Origin of the sequence: Kitasatospora sp. NPDC048722 (assembly GCF_040650235.1) — a bacterium.
In the GTDB taxonomy this organism is placed as follows: Bacteria; Actinomycetota; Actinomycetes; order Streptomycetales; family Streptomycetaceae; genus Kitasatospora.
On record NZ_JBEZGX010000017.1, the window covers coordinates 85,873 to 107,107 of the forward strand.

General features: G+C 72.1%; 16 protein-coding genes and 2 pseudogenes. 10 read left to right on the forward strand and 8 right to left on the reverse strand.

Features of this window, described 5'->3' with window-relative positions; genetic code table 11:
* Window positions 1-984: 984 nt before the first annotated feature.
* Window positions 985-3,192 carry a WD40 repeat domain-containing protein gene (locus tag AB0C76_RS15345; protein WP_359964663.1) on the reverse strand — a complete coding sequence of 736 codons (2,208 nt, stop codon included), beginning with the start codon at window positions 3,190-3,192 and terminating at the stop codon, window positions 985-987.
* Window positions 3,193-3,510: 318 nt separating this feature from the next.
* Between AB0C76_RS15345 and AB0C76_RS15350 the strand changes: the two genes are divergently transcribed.
* From AB0C76_RS15350 to AB0C76_RS15365, 4 genes are all read left to right on the forward strand, one after another.
* A complete protein-coding gene (locus AB0C76_RS15350) occupies window positions 3,511-4,353 on the forward strand; it encodes a hypothetical protein (protein ID WP_359964665.1) in 843 nt (280 codons plus the stop codon).
* 1,528 nt (window positions 4,354-5,881) lie between these two features.
* A complete protein-coding gene (locus AB0C76_RS15355; RefSeq protein WP_359964667.1) occupies window positions 5,882-7,174 on the forward strand; it encodes an Ig-like domain-containing protein in 1,293 nt (430 codons plus the stop codon).
* A gap of 325 nt (window positions 7,175-7,499) precedes the next feature.
* Window positions 7,500-7,802: a hypothetical protein gene (locus tag AB0C76_RS15360; protein WP_359964669.1), complete on the forward strand. Its 303-nt coding sequence runs from the start codon at window positions 7,500-7,502 to the stop codon at window positions 7,800-7,802.
* A 318-nt stretch (window positions 7,803-8,120) separates the two neighbouring features.
* Window positions 8,121-8,516: a hypothetical protein gene (locus AB0C76_RS15365; protein WP_359964746.1), complete on the forward strand. Its 396-nt coding sequence runs from the start codon at window positions 8,121-8,123 to the stop codon at window positions 8,514-8,516.
* Window positions 8,517-8,630: 114 nt separating this feature from the next.
* On the opposite strand, the gene AB0C76_RS15370 is transcribed toward AB0C76_RS15365, so the two are convergent.
* Together AB0C76_RS15370 and AB0C76_RS15375 are read right to left on the reverse strand one after the other, a co-directional pair.
* Complete coding sequence (locus tag AB0C76_RS15370) at window positions 8,631-9,491, reverse strand: hypothetical protein (protein WP_359964671.1); 861 nt, start codon at window positions 9,489-9,491, stop codon at window positions 8,631-8,633.
* Window positions 9,492-10,218: 727 nt separating this feature from the next.
* Window positions 10,219-10,779 (reverse strand): hypothetical protein, encoded by a 561-nt coding sequence (locus AB0C76_RS15375; RefSeq protein WP_359964673.1) that lies wholly within the window; start codon window positions 10,777-10,779, stop codon window positions 10,219-10,221.
* A 285-nt stretch (window positions 10,780-11,064) separates the two neighbouring features.
* On the opposite strand from AB0C76_RS15375, the gene AB0C76_RS15380 reads away from it, so the two are divergent.
* From AB0C76_RS15380 to AB0C76_RS15390, 3 genes are all read left to right on the forward strand, one after another.
* Window positions 11,065-11,886, forward strand: coding sequence for a hypothetical protein (locus AB0C76_RS15380; protein WP_359964675.1), 822 nt, complete (start codon window positions 11,065-11,067; stop codon window positions 11,884-11,886).
* A 55-nt stretch (window positions 11,887-11,941) separates the two neighbouring features.
* The gene (locus AB0C76_RS15385; protein ID WP_359964677.1) at window positions 11,942-12,928 is read left to right on the forward strand and encodes a hypothetical protein; all 987 of its coding nucleotides are present in this window, start codon (window positions 11,942-11,944) and stop codon (window positions 12,926-12,928) included.
* A gap of 562 nt (window positions 12,929-13,490) precedes the next feature.
* Window positions 13,491-13,844 carry a hypothetical protein gene (locus AB0C76_RS15390; RefSeq protein WP_359964679.1) on the forward strand — a complete coding sequence of 118 codons (354 nt, stop codon included), beginning with the start codon at window positions 13,491-13,493 and terminating at the stop codon, window positions 13,842-13,844.
* A 106-nt stretch (window positions 13,845-13,950) separates the two neighbouring features.
* Here AB0C76_RS15390 and AB0C76_RS15395 read toward each other — a convergent pair whose 3' ends face one another.
* Together AB0C76_RS15395 and AB0C76_RS15400 are read right to left on the reverse strand one after the other, a co-directional pair.
* The gene (locus AB0C76_RS15395; RefSeq protein ID WP_359964681.1) at window positions 13,951-14,664 is read right to left on the reverse strand and encodes a hypothetical protein; all 714 of its coding nucleotides are present in this window, start codon (window positions 14,662-14,664) and stop codon (window positions 13,951-13,953) included.
* A 369-nt stretch (window positions 14,665-15,033) separates the two neighbouring features.
* Window positions 15,034-15,360 (reverse strand): annotated as a pseudogene (locus AB0C76_RS15400) (transposase family protein); the annotation flags it as partial.
* A 113-nt stretch (window positions 15,361-15,473) separates the two neighbouring features.
* Here AB0C76_RS15400 and AB0C76_RS15405 point away from each other — a divergent pair.
* From AB0C76_RS15405 to AB0C76_RS15415, 3 genes and pseudogenes are all read left to right on the forward strand, one after another.
* Window positions 15,474-15,590, forward strand: a pseudogene (locus AB0C76_RS15405) (transposase family protein); the annotation flags it as partial.
* Between the two features lie 65 nt (window positions 15,591-15,655).
* Complete coding sequence (locus tag AB0C76_RS15410; protein ID WP_359964683.1) at window positions 15,656-16,426, forward strand: ISAs1 family transposase; 771 nt, start codon at window positions 15,656-15,658, stop codon at window positions 16,424-16,426.
* Window positions 16,427-16,712: 286 nt separating this feature from the next.
* A complete protein-coding gene (locus AB0C76_RS15415; RefSeq protein ID WP_359964685.1) occupies window positions 16,713-17,849 on the forward strand; it encodes a hypothetical protein in 1,137 nt (378 codons plus the stop codon).
* A gap of 954 nt (window positions 17,850-18,803) precedes the next feature.
* On the opposite strand, the gene AB0C76_RS15420 is transcribed toward AB0C76_RS15415, so the two are convergent.
* From AB0C76_RS15420 to AB0C76_RS15430, 3 genes are all read right to left on the reverse strand, one after another.
* Window positions 18,804-19,418 (reverse strand): hypothetical protein, encoded by a 615-nt coding sequence (locus tag AB0C76_RS15420; RefSeq protein ID WP_359964687.1) that lies wholly within the window; start codon window positions 19,416-19,418, stop codon window positions 18,804-18,806.
* Between the two features lie 187 nt (window positions 19,419-19,605).
* The gene (locus AB0C76_RS15425; protein WP_359964688.1) at window positions 19,606-20,334 is read right to left on the reverse strand and encodes a phytanoyl-CoA dioxygenase family protein; all 729 of its coding nucleotides are present in this window, start codon (window positions 20,332-20,334) and stop codon (window positions 19,606-19,608) included.
* A gap of 17 nt (window positions 20,335-20,351) precedes the next feature.
* Window positions 20,352-21,224, reverse strand: coding sequence for an NDP-sugar synthase (locus AB0C76_RS15430; protein ID WP_359964689.1), 873 nt, complete (start codon window positions 21,222-21,224; stop codon window positions 20,352-20,354).
* Window positions 21,225-21,235: the final 11 nt, after the last annotated feature.

Below are 21,235 nucleotides of genomic sequence, written 5' to 3' on the forward strand. Positions count from 1 at the left end.
CCCCGACTTCCCAGACCAAGCCCGCGCTCGCCACCACGCTTGCCCGCCGGGCCCACGATGCCGGGGTGCCGTTCCGGGCGGTGGTCGCCGACATCGACGCCGCCAACGCCCTGACCTGGACCGATGCCGAACACCCCGGCCACTGGACAGCCATCGAGCGCACCTTCCGCGACGGGCACACCGAGACCTGGTGGGCCGCCGACGCCACCCTCGGCGCTTGGGGTCCGGACACACTCGCCCGCCTGGTCATCGCCACCACCGACCCAGCCACCCTGCCCGAGAAAGCCACCTGGTACCTCGCCACGAACCTCCCCTCCCCGACAGCCCGCGCGCGGTGGACAGCCCCCACCCGCCCGCCGACCTCGCCGAAATCGTCCGCCTGTACGGCCTGCGTCCATGGGTCGAGCAGAGCTACAAGCAGGTCAAGGACGAACTCGGCTGGGCCGACTTCCAGATACGCAACGACACCGCGATCCGCCGCCATCAAACCCTCGTCAACTGCGCGTTCTCATTCTGCTGGGACACGTGGTTCAGCCCACCACCAGAGAGTTCGCCCACAACCGCCCTACCACAGCCGCCCGAGAAACCGGACCGGCTCGAGAGGGGGCCCACACCGACCCCACCAGCCCCACCCGGCCTGTTGGCCCAAGGCCATCCGTGCCGTCCGGGCCTGGCTCGACCCCTGGATCACCCTCCAACGCTGCTGGCGAGCCTGGACCAATGCACCCCCGCCACCTGAACTCCAAGCCCTGATCGACGCCGTCGGCACCGGCCACGCCCTTGATCTCTACTCCCCGGTCTAACAAACCACCGGTAAGGCGATTTGACACAACCAGGATGAGGAACGGGAACTTTGACGGTACATCAGACGCAGCGGGCACTCCCGGGTCGAACACTTCGGCGATTGCATACAACTCTGTATACGGTTGTTCACAATCGACGGCCGGCACGTCGGCCGCGCCGGCCGCTTCCGTCACATCGGAGTCAGCGACGGGCCAGCGCCACGACCTCCCGGCCCGAGGTGACGACGAGCCGCCCGCCGTCCGGGGAGAGTGCCAGGCCCATGACCGGCCCGGGGAAGCGCATCGCGGAGCCGACGAGTCGACGGCTCGCCAGATCCCATTCCAGCACCGTGCCGTCGCCGCTCCCGCTGACGGCCACCGGCCGGCCGTCCACCACCGCCGTCGCGACCCGCCACACACCGCGCCCGTGCCCCCGCAGCGGCTCGCCGAGCGGGCCACGCGGCGCCCGGTTCCACAGGCCGCGCCCGGTGCCCAGCTCCCACAGCCGGACGGTCGCGTCCTGGCCGCCGGTGACGGCCACCGGCCGGCCGTCGACCACCGCCGTGGCCACCGAGAACACCGGGCCGTCGTGGCCCGTCCGCGGCTTGCCCACCGGCCGGCCCGTCGCGAGGTCCCAGACCCGCACGGTGCCGTCCACCCCGGCACTGACGGCGAGCGGGCGGCCGTCCACCAGGACGGCGGCGACGCCCCACACCATGTCCGTGTGCCCCTGCAGCGGCGGCAGGAGGGGTGCGCCGGTCCTCGCGTCCCACACGCGCAGGGTGTGGTCGACGCTTCCGCTGACGGCCAGGGTGCGCCCGCCGACGTCCAGCGTCGCCAGGGCGCGCACCGGGCCGGTGTGGAGCGGGAAGGGGCCGGCGGCGCGGGAGTTGGCGGCCAGGCTCCAGCAGTGCACCGAGCCGTCCAGGTCGCCGCCGGTGAGCACGTGGCCGTCGGTGGCGGTCAGGGAGGCGACGGTGTCCCCGGGCGGGTCGAGCGGGTCGCCGACGGGCTCGCCGGTCGCCAGGTCCCACACGCGGGCCGTGCCGTCGTCCCCGCCCGTGACGGCGAGCGGACGTCCGCGCAGGACGGCGGTGGCGGCGGCGAGCACCTGGTCGGTGTGCCCAGCGACGGGTGCGCCGACGGTCTCGGGGGCCGAGAGGTCCCACAGCCGCGCGGACTTGTCGGTGCTGCCGCTGATCACCACCGGCCGGCCGGCCACCCGGGTCGTCGTGAGCGTGGACACCGGGGCCCGGTGCCCGACCAGAGGGGCGCCGACGAGCCGCCCGGTCCCGAGGTCCCAGACCCGGAGGATGTCGTCGCGGCCGCCGCTGATCGCGAGGGGACGACCGTCCACGACGGCGGTCGTGATCGACAGCACGACGTCACTGTGGCCGATCAGCGCGTCCCCGATCTCCCGGCCGGTCGTCAGGTCCCAGCGCCGGACGGCGCCGTCGGTGCCGCCGCTCACCGCGACCGGGCGGCCGTCGACGACGGCGGTAGCGACGCAGTAGACCCGGCCGTCGTGGCCCGGCAGCGGGTCGCCGTGCGCGCGGCCCGCCTTCAGGTCCCACACGCGCACGGTGCCGTCCCAGCTCCCGGAGACCGCCACCGGCCGGCCGTCCACCTCGGCCGTCGCCACGCCGTACACCCGGTCGCCGTGGCCGCGCAGGCCCTCGCCCACGCGCGCGCCCGTGGCGACGTCCCACACCTCCAGGCCGAGGTCCCAGCCCGCGGTGACGGCCACCCAGCGGCCGTCCAGCTCCGCCGTGGCCACCGCGTAGACCGGGGCGACGTGCCCGCGCCAGGGCTCCAGCAGGCGGCGGCCGTCGCGCAGGCTCCACACGCGCACGGTGGCGTCCTCGCCGACGCTCACCGCCACGGGCTCGCCGTCCACCCGAGCCGTCGCCATGGCGCTGACCTCGGTGCCGTGCACCCGGAACGGCTCGCCGAGCGGTGCGCCCGTGCCGCCGTCCCACAGCCGCACGAACCCCTCGCCGTCGCCGACGGCGACGACCGTCCCGCCGTCCACCTCGGCGGCGGTGGCGGCGAACACCAGGTCCAGGCCGCCGTGCAGCACGGCGCGGCAGCGGTGGTCGACCTCGGAGCCGGACGCCCAGGAGACCGGCCACCGCGCGCCGGCGTCGCCGTCCAGCGGGACGGCGGCGAAGCGGGCCGCCCAGTCGCGCGCGCCGAACCGGGCCGCGTCCAGGGCGAGGAGGTGACGGCGCGCCGCCGGCCCGGCGTCCCGGTTCAGGTGCGCGGACGCCCGGTAGACGGCCGCGAGCAGGTGCCCGTCGGCGCTGTCGGCGTCCTCCAGCGCGGCCAGCACGGCGGCCGGTTCGGCGGTGACCAGCCACGCCGGATCGCTCACTGAACCCCGCACGGCATCGCGGACGTCCTCGGACATGTTCCGGCCCCTCTCCCCGCCCCATGCCGAAAGCCCGCCCCCGGGGCGTCGATTCGCGTACCACCACCGACGTGAGCCGCCCAGCATCGCAAAAGTGCAATGGGCGGGTCAACGGCGGGCCGTCGGCGGACGTGATCCGGGAGCGACATCCCAGAGCACTCCTTTGAGTGCTCGAAAGATTCCATGGCCGTTATCGGCTACACGATCTCAGCCCCGAGGAAGAGGGCGACCGCCCTGCCCCAATACCGGCCCGAAACGCCGCCCACCGGCGGCGTTTCGCTGGCCGGATGCCCGGGGCGAAAGGTCTAGTCTCGGCCTGTGGACCAGCCGGACCAGCGCGCCGAGGGAGCGGGACCTTTCACCACCCGCCTTACCTGGCGCCCGCCCGGCGGCGGCACCGCCGTATGGGAGTCACGACTGGCTCGACGGCGTGGCCTCATCGCCATCCGCCCACCCGGCGCACCCGCCAGCCGGCACGCCAGCGCCGACCAAGTCGCCCTTACCCGTCTGCGCAGACTCAACGCCACCGCCGCGACCGCCTTCATCATCGGCGGAGCCCTCTTCGCCACCGGCGCCGGCGTCGCCCAGCTCGGCTCCGGCGACGCCATCACCTGCGCCTCGATCTACTTTGCCGGCGGCCTGTTCTTCAACACCGGCGGCTACGTCTCTCTGCTCCAGGTCATCAACGCCCCCCGGCACGAACCGGGGGGTGAAGGCCGCCTGGTCACGCCGGCCTGGCGCTGGTGGAGCTACGAACCGATGCGTGTGGACTGGCTGAGCACGTTCGTGTTGTTCGCCGGCACGCTGGTGTTCGGCGTGAACCTGGTGGACTCCTTCCTCCAGGGGCTGAGCGTCCAGCAGGTCAACCGGCTGATCTGGGGCCCCGACGTGATCGGCTGTGTGCTCTTCCTGATCTCCGGCCACCTCGCCCTCGTCGAGATCTGCCACGGCCGGCCTTGCGTCCGCCGCCGCAGTCTCGGCTGGTGGATCGTCGCCGTGAACCAGCTCGGCTCCGTCCTCTTCATGATCTCGGCGCTCGCCGCCTACACCCGCCCCTCAACCGGCAGCCTCGTCAACACCGATATTGCCAACTGGGGCACCCTCACCGGCGCCGTCTGCTTCTCGCTCGGCGGCATCCTCCAGCTCGACGAACACCCCTGAACCCCGGGGTGGGGGTCGAGCCGTACCCCCCCCGAGTCCGCGCGACCTCCAAACGCGGGCCCGCTGTGAACCTGGCCTGATCACCGCTGCCTGTACCCATCTCCGCCGTGCCCAGCCTTGCAGCCGACCTGCGACGGCCAGGTGCCCGTACATGGTCGACGAACCAGGCCGAGCCGCGGAAGTGTTCCGCTGAGGGCTGGCCGGGCGGCATCCGGTGCGTGTCCGGAAGCCCAAAGCTGTACCGCTCGCGCACGCAGAGTAGTCGGACATGCCGAACCTGCTACTGGAGAAAACGCGACCTCACCAGACCATCAATACACGGCAAAACGGACAGGCGACCTCATCAACAGCGGCTCACCCACCCTCTGGGGACGAGCCTCCGCCACTGAAACCCGCCGTACCCGGCTCTGGGCGATGCCGCACTGAACGAGGCCATCACGGCCGTGAGTCCTCGCCCAGCACCCGGCGGGGCTGGTGCCGTCGTTGGGGACCCTGGGCGAGATCGGGCCGGGCTCCCCGGAGGTGATCCCTCGGTCCGCGCCTATGTCCGCCAGGAGTACGGGCTGTGGGCGCGGCTGACGGACGGCGGGCGGATCGGCTCCCGTGTGTCCGGGGCGGAGGGCGTGGTGTAGCCGGCCTCTGTCGTAACGGGGTGGTCAGCTGCCGGGGCCGAGCGGGCGCCGGGCGATGTCCGTGCCCGAGTGGTCGAGCATGTCGCTGGTGGTGCTGACAAACGCAGGAAGCGCCTGGCGGCCGCGGCTCTGGCTTCTGGTCCAGGACCGTGAGAGCCGATTCCGGGGAGAGTGCCGTGGCGTCCATCCGCAATCTCAACGCGTGCACCGAGCCGGCCGCATTCAAGACCGTGCGGCTGCGCGACGGCGGTTTCGAGGCGTTCGGCTGCCGCGCGCACCGGCGCAGGGTCGCGTACATCGCCGGCGCGGCCAGCCGCGCCGGCATGATCCGGGCCAACGGGGCACACCGGTGCGGCACTGTGATCGACCACCGGCCCTTCGAGCTGATCATGCGGGCGCATCACGGCGGCTGGCTGCCCGACCCGGAGCCGATCGACGGAGCCTGCGGGGCCGGGCCGAGGACCTGGTCCACCGGCTCCGGAGCACCCACGACGACCGCTACGACGTGCTGGCCGAGCGCTGGACCAGCTCGACCTCGCCCTGGTCCTGGCCGAGTCGCTCGTCGACCCCTACGAGGGCTACAAGCCCAGGAGGAGCCGGGCTCGTTGGGCTTGTGGGCTGTCCGGGTTGCCCGGCGGCGTGGTGCGGGAGGCGGTTCCGGGCCGGTGGTGACGATGGGTCCGGCGGGGCCGACAGGGGCTCCGCGGTCTTTTCCTGCATGGAATCGTCGAGCTGCGGCCCGGCCGGCGGTGGCGCTTCTCGAAGGCACGCCGGTGCCTGAGTGGTGCGGCAGCAGTGAGGAGAAACCGCTCGTGATCGCTCCATTCGGCTCCGTCATCAGATGTCATGCCCGGCCGCGCTTTCGTGCACTGACTGCGGGCGGCCTGGCGGCGGGGATGTCCCTGGCCCTCGTCCCGTTCCTGGCCGGCTCCGCCGCCGCCGCAGGTTCCTGTGTGCAGACCGGCAACCAGGTGGCGTGCACGTTCGCCTACACGGGGGCGGCGGACACGTTCACCGTGCCCGCCGGGGTGACGCAGGTGACCGTGGACGCCCGCGGCGCCTCCGGCGGCGCCGCGGCCGGCGACACCAACCCCGGCGGCGCTGGCGGGGCCGGGGCCGAGGTCGTCGGCACCTTGGCCGTCACCCCCGGGCAGACCCTGCAGGTCAATGTCGGCGGCGCCGGCGGCGTGGGCACGGAAGGCGCCCCCGGCGGGGGCGGCTTCAACGGCGGCGCCACCGGCGGGTCGTCGGACTTCGTCTACGGGGGCGGTGGCGGGGGCGCCTCGGACGTGCGCTCCGGCCCGTACGACCTGCTCTCCCGCGTGGTGACCGCGGCCGGCGGCGGTGGTGGCGGTGCCACCGCCGAGCTGGCCGGCGGGGCCGGGGGCGCCGGCGGCCAGTCCGGGACGAAAGGCGCCGACGGTACCGGCGGTCCCGACACCACTGGAGGCGGTGGTGGTGGCGGTGCGACCCCCGTCACCCCGGGCGCGGGCGGGCCCGCAGGGACCGGTGCCGACCGCACCGGCGGCACCGGCGGCCCGGGCGTGTTCGGTGCCGGCGGCGCCGGGGGCACCGGCGATGCCGGCACCACGGGTGGGCTGACCGCCGGTGGCGGTGGTGGTGGCGGTGTCTTCGGCGGTGGCGGTGGTGGGGGCGGCGGCGTCACCAACACCGAGTTCTCGGGCGCGGGCGGCGGTGGAGGCGGCTCCAGCGCCGGCCCGGTCGGCAGCACCTTCACCACCGGCGCCAACACCGGCAACGGCCAGGTGATCATCACCTACACCCTGCCCGCCACCCCCGGCACCGTCACCACCCACCTCACCTCGTCCCCGAACCCCTCCAAGCCGGGACAGCCTGTCTCCGTCACGGACGCCCTCTGCCCGGCCACCGGCGGCCCCGGCGCACCCCGGCCGACCGGCACCATCACCTTCGCGGTCGACGGCACTGCCGCAGGCACCGCGCCGCTGACTCCCGGCACCGGCAACTGCAGCACCGCCCACCTGACCATCCCGAATCTGACCGCCGGCACGCACGTCATCACCGCGACCTACTCCGGCGACTCCACCTACCAGTCCAACTGCGGCACCCCCGAGACCCTCATCCAGACCGTCGAGAAGTGCGAGGAAGGCCACTGGCCCCTGGAGGAGGGGGCCGGCAGAACCCGCGGCGGCTGCGACACCCACGGCTGAGCCGGCGGCACGCCGTATCAACGGCGTGCCGTTGGATGTCGGACGAGCAGGCCTTCGGCTCTGGAAGTCGATGGCCACGACCGCCGCCGGCGCCGGCCCTCGTCCGGGCAGACGGTGCCCATCCCGGGCGAGGGCCGGCTCGCGGCGTCGCCGGCGGCCGCCAGGCGGGCGACCGGTCCGGGGTCCTGGCCGTGCACGGTTCCCCATTTCCATGGTGGGGGACGGCGGTCTGCCCGCAGGGCCTGGGTGGTCGGGGCTGTGTGGCCCATGCCGCCCGGGTTCCCCTGGTGTCACGGTTGAGGTGGGCCTGGGTTGGGAGGAGGTCATGGACGAGCACGCGGACGCCCGCCGCGTCATCGACGACTTCTTCGCCGAACGCGAGGCGCTGGCGCGTTCCCGGGTGGGCTTTCCCGTCGATGCGGACGACATCCGTGCCCGGCGTGAGCGTTTCGCCCGCACGGGCCGGCTGGCCGCCGGCGAGGTCCTGCAGGTGCGGATGTGGGCGGTCAACCGGGCCCTGGCCGCGGTCAGCGGGGAGGCGCGTCCGTCCGGCGCGGTCGAGGAGGTCGTGCGCGAGTACCGGATCGTCACCCGCTGGGTCGAGGAGCAGTCCCGGAGCGAGCCGTGAGCGCGCGCCCGGCCGCGGTGACCGGGCGGCTGGAGGGCAGGCCCGCCCGGAGGCGGCCGGGCCTGCCCTCGTCCTCCCCGGCAAGGGGCAGAACGACCGGAGCACCAGATGATCTGGCGGCCGCGCAACCCCACAGGGCGGGACTGCCACCGTTCCTGGCCGTTCGCGCGCGGCGCGCCTGACTGCGAACCGGCACCAACCGCGCCCGTTCCATGCCGAAGCAGAACAAGGGAACCCAATGTCGGCGTGTCCGATGATGTGACCTGTCCGGCGCCGGGATGGGTGGGCCGGGCGAGGGGAAGAAGAGTGCGTGTGGAGATGATCAATGGCACCGGCCTGCATGGTGGGGCCTGGCCGGAGCTGCTGCACGGCCGCCGTCCGGTCCTGCTCGTGCCCGCGGATCCCGGGCGGCCGCTGCTGCCCGAAGACGGCCGGGCCGGCCGCGACACCGCTTGTCCTACCACCACCGGCCCACGGACGGGCTGGTCCGCCGTCCTGACCGGCACATGGCTGACCATCCACCGCCCGGGCGGCGCGCTCTGGTTCGACGCCGAGATCGCCGCCACCCGCGAGTGGCGCCGCCGCATCCGTGACCACCGCACGCTGCTGCTCATCACCGGCGCCTTCACCGGCATCTTCGACTTCCGGCTCGCCGCCACGGCCGGCGAGCTCCTCCTCCTTTCCACCCCGGTACGCCTCGTCGGCAGCCTCTGACACCTCGGGCTGACCTGCCGCTGTCACCCGCATCTACGCCGGCACGAACCGAGATGATGAAGGAGATCATCGGCTGCTCCCTCGACCTCGGCTGAGGCCCACCGGGTTACCCGGCTACCGGAGGAACGACGCGTAGTCGGCGTAGCGGACGCGGCCCGTGGGGCTGCTCAGGATCGCGTTCGCGACGGCGTCGGGAATCGGGGCCCAGCGGGCCGGCATGTCGGCCGCGAGCTTGGGGTTCAGCGTCCAGATGAGGGCGAAGTTGGTGGCCCACAGGGCGGGGGCCATCGACATCCCCACCTCCGAGCAGACCCCGTCCTTGGCGTTGGGCGCCAACTGCGCTTCCCCGGAGATCTGCTGGGCGAGGAAGCCGTAAGCGGCCTCGACCGGGAAAGCGGAGCGGTAGAGCATGCGCAGCGAGCGGGTGGCGCCGTTGGCGCGCATCCACGTGCCCATGTAGCCGCCGGGCGCGATGACGGTGTTCACCAGTCGGGTCGGGGCGGTCGCATAGGCCGGGCTCTCCAGCCAGCCGTCCTTGGTGACGAAGAGGCCGTAGCTGGCCAGCACCGTCGGTGTGACGACCCCGTTGACGTCCGCGAACAGCGGGCGGCCGACGGTGTTGGTGAGGATGCGCACGCTCGCATCGACCAGCGCCGCCGGCTCCTTCTGTCCGCCGACACCGCCGCCGGAGATGAACTCCAGGTACTGCTTGGGTGTGAACGCGTCCGCCTTGTTCAGGCCGAGCCGCAGTGCGATGGCGTCGGCCATCTTCTGCCCGAGCGGCCGGTGGAGCAGGCCTCCTGACGCGATCTCGGTCGGCGTCGCGGCCAGGTAACGCGGCGAGCCCGCGTACGGGAAGGAGAACCCGCTCGACGAGGGGACGGGCGCGGCCACGGCTTGTGTCCCGGCCATCGCGAGCAGGAATGCGAGCACGGTCACGACGGCGAGGCGGCACGGCTGGAGCAGGAAGCGCATGGCAGAACTGTGAACCGTGCGCTGCGTTCATGCGGCTCCGGCGGGCCGGTCCGAGTCACCCCCTCACTCCAGCGGCCGAACGCCTACCGTGCTCCGGTTCGCCCTCCCGACGACAGCGAGGTCCTCCAGATCGTCTTCAACGTCACCATCGCGCCGAAGACGGAACCCGACTGGCCCGGCCGCCACCGCTGGTGGCACACCCACACCGAGTCCCCAGCCCTCCACCACCTGTCCCGGCCCGTCCTCGAACGACTCTTCATCACCCCGCGGCCGAAGTGATGGACCCCCAGAAGTGGCTGCCCGACGGCAAGGACCACGCCGCCCGGCAGCAGATCATCAGCGACGCGAACCGCGCGGGCATCATCGAGTTCCAGGTTCTGGCCCTGGTCCACCGCCGCGGGGAACGCGCACGGATCCTGCTGCTCGACCGCCACGCCGCCGACGTCTGGGGTCTTCCGGCCGGCTGGCTCGTGCCCGGCGAGGCGCTCTCAGACAGCCTCGACCGGCTCTGCAACTCGACGCTGGGACCGCCAGGCGCCTGGGACGCGTCCTTCGCCACCACCACCGTCAGCCGGCTGCCCGAAGGCACCGAGGTCATGCAGGTCGCCTTCGACATCGCCATCACCCGCGACAGCGTGCCGCGCTGGTTTCCGCCCCGGGCGATCCGTGGTGGGAGGACCGTGTGCTCCACGCGATGGCAGTGCCGGGGCGGTGGCGAGTTCGGGGCTTACGTGTGGCTCGCGTGGGCTGCTGTGATCCAGAACAGGTCGAGGAGCAGCAGGATGTCGACTGCAACGCCTGCGATCAGCATGCGGCTGGTCGCTCGGAGCAGGGCCGTGGCGCCGAGGATGATCCCGGTGACAAGGAGGACGAGGGAGGTGGCGAGGATCAGGAAGTAGACGGCGCTTGGGGCGTCCTGGCTGGCGACCAGACTGGCGCCGATGTCGGCGACGAGGAACTGAGGCAGGCCGAGCAGCCAGACACTGGCGGTTCTGCCCCTGGCCGGGCGGGGGCGCGGTGGCGTGGCCGGGGCGTACGGCGGGGGTGGGGGCTGGGACGGCGGGCCCGCGGGCATGGTCGGCATCGCGGGCCGAGCGGTGCTCAGGGCTGCGTGGAGAAGTTGCCCGAAGACGGGGTCGTTGGAGATCTCGTCCGCCAGGATGCTGCGGACGATGTCCGCCGCTCCGCCTCCTCCTCCCTCGCTGTCGAGCCGGAAGAGCGCGGCAGCGCCGAGCTGGGTGCGGCCGAGTCGCTCGCGCAGGAGCGCGGTCAGGTCCTTGCTCGGCACCCCTGGCGTTCTGACGTAGGTGGCCGAGTTCACGAGTACGTCGACTGCGGCTGCGGCCAACTCCCTTATTTCCAAAGCGCATTCCCCTTTGTAGGTGTCCACCGTGATGGTACGGATCGAGACAAGTGGACACCAGTGGGCTCAGGGCTGGCCCGTGCACGGGTTAGGGACATCGCGGGTCCTAGCAGACGAGGATCCGTCCGACCGCACGGCGGACTGGCGGGCGCCGAGCCTGGGGGCACACGCGCGCGGTGACCCGCCGCCCGGTCCTTCGCCGACCACCTCATGGCCGAACGCGACCACGCCATCAAGCACGGCCTGCGCCCCAAGCAACTACGGACCGCCGAGGTGCGCCTCACCACCGTCCGCGACATCGCCCTGCACCTGCACGGCCAGGGCACCACCACCTGGGCGAGCGTCAGCACCCACGACGTGGAGGCGTTCCTGGCCCGCAACCCGTGCCGCCGTGCCGCGCACCTGGCCGGCCTACGCCAGTTCTTCGCCCACGCCCACCGCACCGGGACGGACCTCCACGACCCCACCGCACCGCTGGACGCGCCGCAGCACCGAGGGTTCCGCGGCCCCACCCTCACCCTCGACCACCAGCGCGCCCTCTACCGACGCTGGATCGACAACCCCGACACCCACCCCCACGAAGCCCTTCGGCCTCGCCACCCTCCTGCACGCCGCCACCACCACCGAACTGCGCCACCTGACCGACACCGCCGTGGACACCGTCCGCCGCACCCTGCACTTCCCGGCCGCCCGGCCCCCACCCCGCTCGACACCGCGACCTGGCAAGCCCTGCAGCGCTGCCTGGACCACCGCGCCCGCACCGGATCAGCCAATCCCCACATCCTCACTACCCGCCTCACCACCACAACCCGCGCCCCCGCCGGCGCCGCCCACATCCGCGACAGCCTCACCCCCGTCGGCCTGCTGCCGCGGGTCCTGCGCTCCACCCGCCTGCTGACCCTCGCCGCCCAACTCGACATCGAACTGCTGACTGCGGCGCTTGGCATGTCCTACTCCGGCGTCACTCCCTGCCTGAACCCCGTCCAGCCGCTCCACGGCCCGTGGCCGTGTGCTTCCGGGTGGCTGCTTTGACAGTGGTGGTGGTTAAGGTCCGAATGCCTGGTCCCCGCCTGAAAGAGATGCCTCGATGGTTCGTGTCACCCCGCCGCGCCGGGTGGATATCGCCGCAGTCTTCCCGGAGCTGGTGCCGTTGGCGCGGCAGACGGTGCGCCTGCACCCTCGCTTGGGCGAGCCGACCGTTGATGACAGTTCGGTCGGGGGCCCGTTGCTGTGGCCGGCCGACGAGCCGTGGCCGGCCTGCGCCGGCCCGCACCCGCAGGACCATCCGCCGGTGTCGCTGGCCGACGTCCGGGCGCGCCGTGGCATCCTCAAGCGGGGCTGGGCTGGCGGGAGCCCGACCGTGCAGGAGCGGGCGGAACTCAAGGCGACGCGGGAGGGACATCCGTGGAGTGCGAGCCCGAACGCGTTGCTTCCGGTGGCCCAGCTGTGGGCTCGGGACTTTCCCGGGCTGCCTTGTCCTGAGGGTGCGGATCTGCTGCAGGTGTTGTGGTGTCCGCTGAACCACGATCCGGCGTGGATGCCGGCCGCCACGGTGGTGTGGCGCTCGTCCGCGCGGGTCGGCGCGCTGCTGACCGATCCGCCGCTACCGGCTGACGTGTCGCACTACGGCGATTACGTGCCGGAGCCGTGCGTGCTGCACCCTGAGGTGGTGACGGAGTACCCGGCGCCGCTGGAACTGGAACCGGGCCTGGCCAACCGGATCGAGGACTGGTGCGAGCGGGAGTTCACCGGCACCGATCCGAGGTACCTGTACGCCGAGGAGTTCCGGGCCTACTACCAGTACGAGCTGTCGGTCGCCCCTGGGTGGAAGGTCGGCGGCTGGGGGCCGTGGAGCTTCCGCGATCCGTCGGTGATCCGGTGCAGCGCTTGCGAATCCGTCATGAGGCCGCTGCTGACGATCGATTCCGGTGCTCTGGATGGCAGTGGCTGGGACCCCATCGAGGACCGGCGCGACGGGGAGGACATCGGTATTCAGATCGGGCGGAGCTACAACATGCAGCTCTACTACTGCCCGCTCTCCTTCGAGCACCCACATCGGGAAGTCATGCAGTAGGCGGCCCGCTCTCTTGCCGGGGGTGCCTCGGACCGGGCCTGGCGGTGCGGATCGTGCTATTCGGTGCTGGAGCTGCGGGAGTAGGCCGTCCTGGACCGGCAGGAGTACCCGGGGTGTGGTGTGCGGAGGCCTGCGCTGCCCGGGACTTGGGCCCGTTGGTGCTGCCCGCGCCGACCGAACGGGAGTTGACGGCCGCGCTGGTCTCTACCCCGGACGACCCGTGGTGGGAGGCCCGGGTGCTGCACGCGAGGCTTTACCCGGCCAAGGGCCGCAGTGTGTGAGCGCGCGGCTGCCCCCGTACCGTCACGCGGGTGGTGGTTCCGGGCGCGGCATGCTGCCTTGCATGATCGATACTCCCGATATCGACGCCTCGGGCGGGGACATGGTCGTTCGCGACCGCGCGCGAGCCGGCCGAGTTCCCCGGGGTCGAGGTCGAGGGCGTGCCCGGCGTCGAGCATGCCGGGGGCAGGGGCCGTAGCCTGTGCGGGATCCGAAGCCGGTACCTGAAGCTCTTCCTGCGCCATTTCCAGCCCAAGGCCTGGCCTCGTGCCGGAAGTGTCGAGTGCTGGCCGAGGCGGCGCCGTCCCGGCCGTGCGGGCAGGAACGCCTGCACGACCTGCTCCTCTCGGAGGCCGACGACGGGCCGCTGCGTACGGACCTGCTCGCCGCGCTGCGCCGGGGTGCGCGGATCGCGATCTGGATCACTGGCCCGGCGAAGGACCTCACCCGCTTCCACTTGAGGGTCGACCAGATGACGGAGGAGGCCGGCCCGGCCGCCGAGGCGCTCGCGGCGGCCGGTGCCTCCATCACGCTGGCCCGCGTCGAGGACGCCGACCGGCAGTACCTCGTCGTCTTGCCGCCCGACGGCCGCGCCTGCATCGCGCGCGGGGCGAAGGATGCCCCGCCCCGGGCATAGCTCAGTCCTCCTCCGACTGCCGTCACCGGGCCGTCGCTGTCCTGCTGCTCCCGCTCGCCGGCGTGCTGACGCGGCCGGGACGAGCGGGCGGCGAGGCGTGCGGTGGCTACGCGAGTCCCAGCGTCGTGGCGCTCCATCCGAGGGCCTCGGGTGTGTGCCAGCGCGGCCGGGCGCCGCCCGACTGGGCTATGGCCTGGCCTGTGATGAAGGCTTCCTGGTGTCGTGGGTTGAGCTCGCGGACTCGCTCCCACAGGGCCCGCGCCTGGGCTTCCTGGGCGGCGCTGACCATGAACTCCATCAGATCCTGGGCGAAGTCCCACGGCCCGAGCAGCGCATCGGGGGCCGTGCTCGCGATCGACCGCGGATCGCCCGAACCCGAGAACCACGGCAGAGCCGTCCCGCGCAGGTGGTCCGCGAACCGCTCGAGGTTCGCCAAGCGCCTGACGGGGTCGGTCAGCACGGCGGAGTGTGTGCTGGACATGTCCAGGAAGCTGGACGCGCACACGATCGACTCCACCGAGGCCGGCCTGGTGACGGTCAGGTCGGGACGGGACCGGCGCCAGGCACCGAGGCCGTCGTCGAAGACGGTCAGGCTCTCGACCCTGAACTCGATCAGCTGCCCGGCACGGTTGTACTTGCTCTTCGCCAACCCGATCACCTCGCGCCGCCCTGCCGTCCGCCGTTCCAGCGCGAGCCGCGATCTGACCCAGACGAACCCGTCCAGCATCTGCGCCAGGCAGGCCGCTGCGGCGTGAACGACGTCAGCGGGCGTCTCGGACGTGATGAGGCGAGCAACGAGGTCAGGCTCCGGCGAGATCACCAGCACATGATGCTGCAGGCACAAGCGGCGGCTTCGTCCGGGGACCGCCGGAGGCCTCCAAGGCGTGGACGCGTCCGTGACGGTCGCGATCGGCGAAGGCGGCGGCGCTCTGCGGCGGAACGCCTTGGAGCGGGTCAATTCGACGGCACACCGGAAAACCGCCACCGCAAGGTGGCGGTCTCCTGTGCCTTCTCGGGGCCGCCGAAGCGTAGCGCGCCTCGGACAACCACCCCGGGCCGAACGCCTACCAGCCAACCCCGAGGGCCTCCAACTGCCCGCGCTGCTCGGTGGTGAGCTCGGTGTTCAACGCCTCGGTGGCCCAGACCACCGCGTGAAAGGCGTCCATCACCCCGCAGCGCACCCGGTGTGCTGGTCGTAGGCCAGGGTGTGCCCGGCGTCGTGCCGGGCCCAGGGGACGAAGGCAACGGTCGGGCCGTGTTCGCGGCAGGCGACCCTGGGGGCGTCGGCCTCCAGGAACACCCGCACCGTCCCGTGGTCCAGGTCACGCCACCGGCGCCGACCGCGTCCCCGGTCATACAACGGGGCCGGGCGCCGACACAGCCCGCACCGCCCACGCCGCCGCACGTCAGGCCGTACCGACACGACCACACGCTGTTCCGATTCGTCCCAGCGAGCACCCTCGACCACGGTCTTTTCGACCATCAGGGTGCGCTTCCATATGCTGAAGGCAGGCACGCCATCTCTCTGCTGACGCATCATCGCCGATCCCGCCCGCTCTTGACCAGCTCCGCCTACAGCCAGAGCCGCGGCCGGAGGAGATCCCCGGGCTGCTGGAACGGCTCGCGGAGGTGCCGGACCCGCGTGATGCGCGCGGGGTCCGCCACACTCTGGCCGTCGTGCTCGCCCTGACCGCGTGCGCAGTGCTGGCCGGGGCGACCTCGCTGCTGGCGGTCGGCGAGTGGACCGCCGACGCCCCGGCCCACGTGCCAGAACGCCTCGGCCTTCGCCCCGACCAGCTGATGCCCAACGGTTGCTGCCCGCCGAATCGACGGTTCGCCGGCTGCTGGCCCGCATCGACGCCGACGCCCTGGACGGGGCGGTCGGCCACTGGCTTGCGGACCGCCACCCGAAAGCACCAGCAACCGGCGGCCTGCGCGGGGTGTCGGTGGACGGCAAGAGCCTGCGTGGCGCCGCCAGGGCTGAAGGCCGCAAGATCCACCTGCTCGCTGCCATGGAGCACACCACCGGCCTGGTCCTGGCCCAGCTCGACGTCGGCGAGAAGACCAACGAAATCACCTGCTTCCAGCCCCTGCTGGACGCCGTTACCGACCTTGCCGGGACGGTCGTCACCAGCGACGCGATGCACACCCAGCGCGAGCACGCCGAGTACCTCCTCGCCAGGCGGGCTCACTACATCGTGATCGTCAAGGGCAACCAGAAGAGTCTCCGCCAGCAGCTCAAGTCCCTTCCCTGGAGGGACATCCCGCTCCAGGGGCGCGCCAAGGACACCGGCCATGGACGCTTGGAGATCCGCCGGATCAAGGTCGCCACCATGAACAACCTGCAGTTTCCCGGAGCCCGGCAGGCCATCCAGATCAAGCGGCGCCGCACCAACAAGAAGACCGGCAAGACCACCATCAAGACCGTCTACGCCGTCACCAGCCTCATCTCCGACCAGGCCAGCCCAGCCCGGCTCGCCCAGCTGATCCGCGACCACTGGAGCATCGAGGCCCTGCACCACATCCGGGACACCACGTTCGCCGAGGACGCCTCCCAACTGAGGACCGGCAACGCACCGTGAGCCATGGCGACCTTCCGCAACCTGGCCATCGGCGCCCTAAAACGAACCGGCGTCACCGACATCGCCGCTGCCCTCCGCCGCAACGCCCGCGACCCGCAACGCCCGCGACCCACAACGCCCGCTCGCACTTCTCGGGCTCACCTGATCACAAAACGGGCATCACGCGACTACGCCGAAGCCCTGCTCCGGTCCCAGCTACGGCGACGGCCCGCCCGCGCGGGACCAAGATCACAGGTGGGTCACGCGCTCTTCACGTGGTGGCCGGATTCCGGCATTCTTACGGTCCGTGCTCCAACGCCTTCGCGCCACTCTGACCTGGGTCTTCCACCTCGCCGGAATCGCCGCCGTCTTCACGACGCTCGACCACGGCTTTCCGGCCCGGGCCACGCTCGGCTTCGTGATCGGGGCGCTCCTCGGACAGGAACCCCTCGCCGACCTCTGGTTCCTGCTCACTCACCGGCTCAGCGGGGCACGGCTGTTGGGCGTCTCCTACGGCCGGGACCGGCTGCTGTGGAACGGCACCGTCGCCGGGGTACCGGTCGAGCTGGGCCTGCGCCCCGGGACGGGCCTTCTGCTGCGGTGGGGGCTGCTGCCCTCCCGTGCCCCGCGCCTGCGCGTCTGGCTGTCCGCGACCGCGCTGTACAGCCTTCACGCGGGGCTGGGGGTCTGGCTGGCGACGTCCTTCACCGGTGTGCTCCAGGGCGTCGGCATCGGCTTGCTGGCGAGCTTCGTCCTGCACGCGGTGTTCTGGAGGCCGTCGTCGATCTGCTCGCTGTGGGCGGTCTTCGTCCTGCCCTTCCGGCGCGACGCCCTGGCGCACGAGCTCTGGGCACCGGGCGCCCTGCGGGCCGACCGCCTGCTTACCGCGGGCCGGATCCCCGAGGCCGCCGCCCTGCTGCGGGAGGAGGCCTCGGCCGACTTCGCGACGGCCCACCTCACCCCGGCCGGCCTGGCACTGGCCGAAGGGCGCTACGAGGAGGCCGAACTGCTCGCCGCCCAGGCCATGGAGAACGACTGCCGGTCCCACGTGCCGTACCTCATTGTCGGCATGGCGTTCGTGGGCCGCGCCGACCGCGGCGAGGTCACCCGTGAGCGCGCCGGCGCCCTCCTGGACCCGTTCCTGGTCCGGCTGGGCATCAACGACCGGACGCTGTACCGCGGCTTCCTCCCAACCGCCGACACCGCCCGCTTCCAGAACGACCCCGACACCGCCGTACGCGTGGCTCGCCCCCTCTCCACCGCCGTCAGTTCCCCGTACTGGCGGGCCCAGGCCGGCTGCTCGCTCGCCGCCGCACTCATCGCGACGGGACGCCCGGACGAGGCGCGCAAGGCACTCGCCCGGGCACGGAGGGAATGCCCCGGGCTGGCCAGGGTCTCCGACCTCGAACGGATGCTGGAGAAGGCTGCACCAACAACGGTGTGACTCCCGATCAAGAGGTCGCCGGGCCGGATGGGCCGAGATGTGCTGCCGTTCAGCGCTCCCGTGCCCCTGGTGTCGGCAACGGGTGAAACGAGGTTCTGGATCACTTTCCGGATGCTGTTGGTGATCTTCACTGGTGAGGGTGAGGTTGCAGCCGATCGGCTGCTGCTAAGTACGTCTGCCTGGTGTTCTGGTCTGGAGGTTCGGACTGGTCGAAGGGGCGGGCTGTTTTCGACAGCTTGATTGGGTTCAGGCACGGACCTGCTGAAGGTCGACTCCTCCACCGGTGAGACGGCCGTTCCCGCGCCCGTGGAATCGTCGCGCGTCGAAACAGGCCCGGGTCCGGCACCCGCCGCGGCATCCCTCGAAACCTCGCGCGTCGAATCAGCGAACGCGGACCCGGCCGACACGGAACCCCGGACCAGTGCCGTCGCGGTGGAAGACCTGCGCCTGGCACTCGCCACCGAGCCGACCTCCGTCAACCCGCTGCTGCGCCGTCTGGGCGCGCCGACCGGAACGCGCACCGCCCACGGCGGCGCGGTGCTGGTCGAGAGCTGGGACGCCGAGCCGGCCGTGCTCGCGGTGCGCCGGCCGGACCGGCGTCTGGTTGGCTGGATCGAGCTGTCGGCCAACGGCACGGGATGGCTCGCGTTCATCGACGGGCGGGCCGTCGTCGACGCCGCTGACCTTGTGCCCTGGGTGGCCCAGGACGCCGACCACGCTGTCACCCCGGGGCCACCTGTGCAGACATCCCCCCTGGCCGGGCTGGCCGGGCTGTCACCAGCTGCGGTGGCGTCCGTCGGCTCGACAACCCCGAGTTGCACCAGAGGCCCTGCCCTCATGCCCGGCGGGCGGCAAGATCGCCCGACCAAGCCATTGCAATCGAACTCACGCTCACCGCGATCGGCACGACAACGCTCAGCGAGCCGGAGCCAACCGTTGACAGTGCTTGCGGGTTCACGACCGGAGCTGCTTCGACCAGTCACCCCGAGTGCGATAGGCACGGCCGTCACCGACCTGTTGCATCCCGCCGGGAACGACGTCCCCGTGGTACGGGTACTGCTCCGTCACCGCAGCCAGCAGGAACTCCAGGAAGCCGCCCTCGAACAGGTCCCATTGCAGCATTGAGTCGAACTTGGCGGCGACCGGCCACCGGTCCGGGTCCGGGCCCCGCATCAGCCAGAAGAAATGGTCGGAGTTGTAGTTGTTGGCCCACTTCAGCAATCCGCCCTCGGCCGGGAACAGCGGATACGGGCACTCGTCGTAGTCCCCGCCTTCGTAGGCCTGGGCCAGCATGCCGCAGTACCCGTAGGGGTCCGTCGTGTAGTACAGGAACCCCTCGAAACCGAGTGGCTGCCCGATCTTGGAAGTGGGAGCTGCCGATGGTGTAAAGATGTGCAGCTCGTCGCCAATACTGACTGCCCCGTACCGGTCGACGAACGCCCGGTAGTCCGCAGGCAGCCGGAAACCGAGCTCCGCGGCCCCGAGGTCCCAGGGGACCGGGACCACCCCGTCCGCGGACGGCGGCCCGATCACCGCGCCGAGCCGGTCCAGCATCTCCTCGATGTCCACGCCTACTCCCGACAGCCGTCGGTTCCCGAAGGAGGCTATCCGCCTGCAGTGACACCGGAAGCAGGTAGGGCCCAGCCCGACGGTGCCTTGGTGCCCGAGCCGTGTGGGAGGCTCCACTTCCATGCTCACCCGACCGGGACAACAGAATCGAACTCACGATCACCAGGCTCGATTGAGCCGTGTCCGGTCAGCTCGGGCGGTCGTTGCCGCGGTACAGCTGCTCGCCCGCAACGACGATCTGCCGGTCGGGGTCGGGGTGGGCATCGAGTTCATCAGCGGCCCGGTAGCCGAGGACGACGCTGGTACGGGTCGTGGTGCCGCTGTTGGGGCCGACGGTGTGGAACAGGGTCCCGTCGAACAGCAGTACCCCGCCGGCGGGGACGGGAACGGGGACGGCCTGGTCGGCGAGGTCGGCGAGTTCGGGGTGCTCGTCCAGCCAGGTGCCGCCGCCATCGGGCTGGGGAACGCTGACGTAGGGGGCGTGGTGGGAGCCGGGGATGACCCAGGTGCAGCCGGTGTCGACGGTGGCATCCTCGAGGTACACGACGGCGGTGAGCAGGCCGCGGGTGGGCTGGAGGATGTCCCGGTGCAGCCGCACCTCGTGCCCGCCGGGGCTGTTGATGGAGCCCTGGTTGTGCCGGTTGAGCACGTAGACCACGTTCGGGCCGAGTAGCGCGGTCAGCGGCCCGGTCAGGGCGGGGTGCGCGACGAGCTGGTGCATCAGGGCGCGGTTGTTCTGGTAGAGGCGGTAGGCCTTGGCCTGTCCGGCGGGCAGCCGGGCGGCACGGTCGCGGACCAGGGCGGCGACATCGTGCAGGAAGTCGCGGGACAGGCCGGGGTCGGGCAGACGCAGGTAGCCCTGGTCTCGGTAGTGGCGTGCCTGCTGTTCGGTCAGCACGGCCTGGGTGGTGGGCACGGTGCTTGTCTCCTCTCTCAGGCGGCGGTGCGGCCGTGGGCGGCGAGGCGGTCAGGGGTGCCGAGGTCGGGCGCGGGGGCTCGGAGGTCGTAGGCGCCGACGAGGTGCCCTTGGCTGATCGCCCAGGGCATGAACTGCCGGTACAGGTCCGCCTCGCCGGGGTGGGCCCGGCGCTGCGCGTACTCCTCGAACAACACCCGGAACGGGCCGGGGGTGAGGATGACGGCGCCGGTGCTAGTGGCCTGCCGCAGGCCCTGGCGGCTGTCGGCGGGCAGCGTGGCGTCGATGCCTTCCAGCGCGTGGACGACGTGCTCGCCGTCGGAGTCGAGGAAGATGCGGCCGACGTTCTGCGCGCCAGGCCCAGGGTCGGTGGTGACGGTCCAGGTGACGGCGGCCGGGCGGGCGCCGTGCGCGGCGACGGCGGCGGGCAGCAGGGTGAACGGGAAGAGGGTGTCGGCGGGCAGGACGACAGCGACCGGGGTGTCGGGCAGGTGGGCCAGGGCGGCGTAGGCCGCCCCGGCGGTGCCGAGCGGGTGGTGTTCGCGGTGGATGGTCAGCTCCACCTGCCGGGCGCAGTGGGTGAGGGCGTAGGCCTCGACGTCCTGGGCGCCGGTGGCGGGGTCGGCGGAGGTGAGCAGCGCGATACGCCGCAGACCGACAGCGGTGAGCTGGGTGAGGGCGTGGCCGAGCATGGGGGTGTGGCCGCTGATGGTGTCGATCGGCACGAGCACCTTCGGCGTGGACTGCAGCTCGGGGTCGGCGGCGGCACGCAGGCGGGTGCCCCGGCCGCCGGCCAGCACTACGGCGACGGTGCGCTCGGGCAGGGCGAGCAGGGTGCTGGTGTAGTAGTGGGCGGAGCTGGTCGTGTGGGTGGTGCTCCGTTCGGTCACGGGGTCCTCCC

Coding starts and splice junctions, on each gene's coding strand:
- AB0C76_RS15345 (WP_359964663.1), bottom strand. CDS start 3,192: ATGTCCGAGGACGTCCGCGATGCCGTGCGGGGTTCAGTGAGCGATCCG.
- AB0C76_RS15355 (WP_359964667.1), top strand. CDS start 5,882: ATGTCCCTGGCCCTCGTCCCGTTCCTGGCCGGCTCCGCCGCCGCCGCA.
- AB0C76_RS15360 (WP_359964669.1), top strand. CDS start 7,500: ATGGACGAGCACGCGGACGCCCGCCGCGTCATCGACGACTTCTTCGCC.
- AB0C76_RS15365 (WP_359964746.1), top strand. CDS start 8,121: ATGATCAATGGCACCGGCCTGCATGGTGGGGCCTGGCCGGAGCTGCTG.
- AB0C76_RS15370 (WP_359964671.1), bottom strand. CDS start 9,491: ATGCGCTTCCTGCTCCAGCCGTGCCGCCTCGCCGTCGTGACCGTGCTC.
- AB0C76_RS15380 (WP_359964675.1), top strand. CDS start 11,065: ATGGCCGAACGCGACCACGCCATCAAGCACGGCCTGCGCCCCAAGCAA.
- AB0C76_RS15385 (WP_359964677.1), top strand. CDS start 11,942: ATGGTTCGTGTCACCCCGCCGCGCCGGGTGGATATCGCCGCAGTCTTC.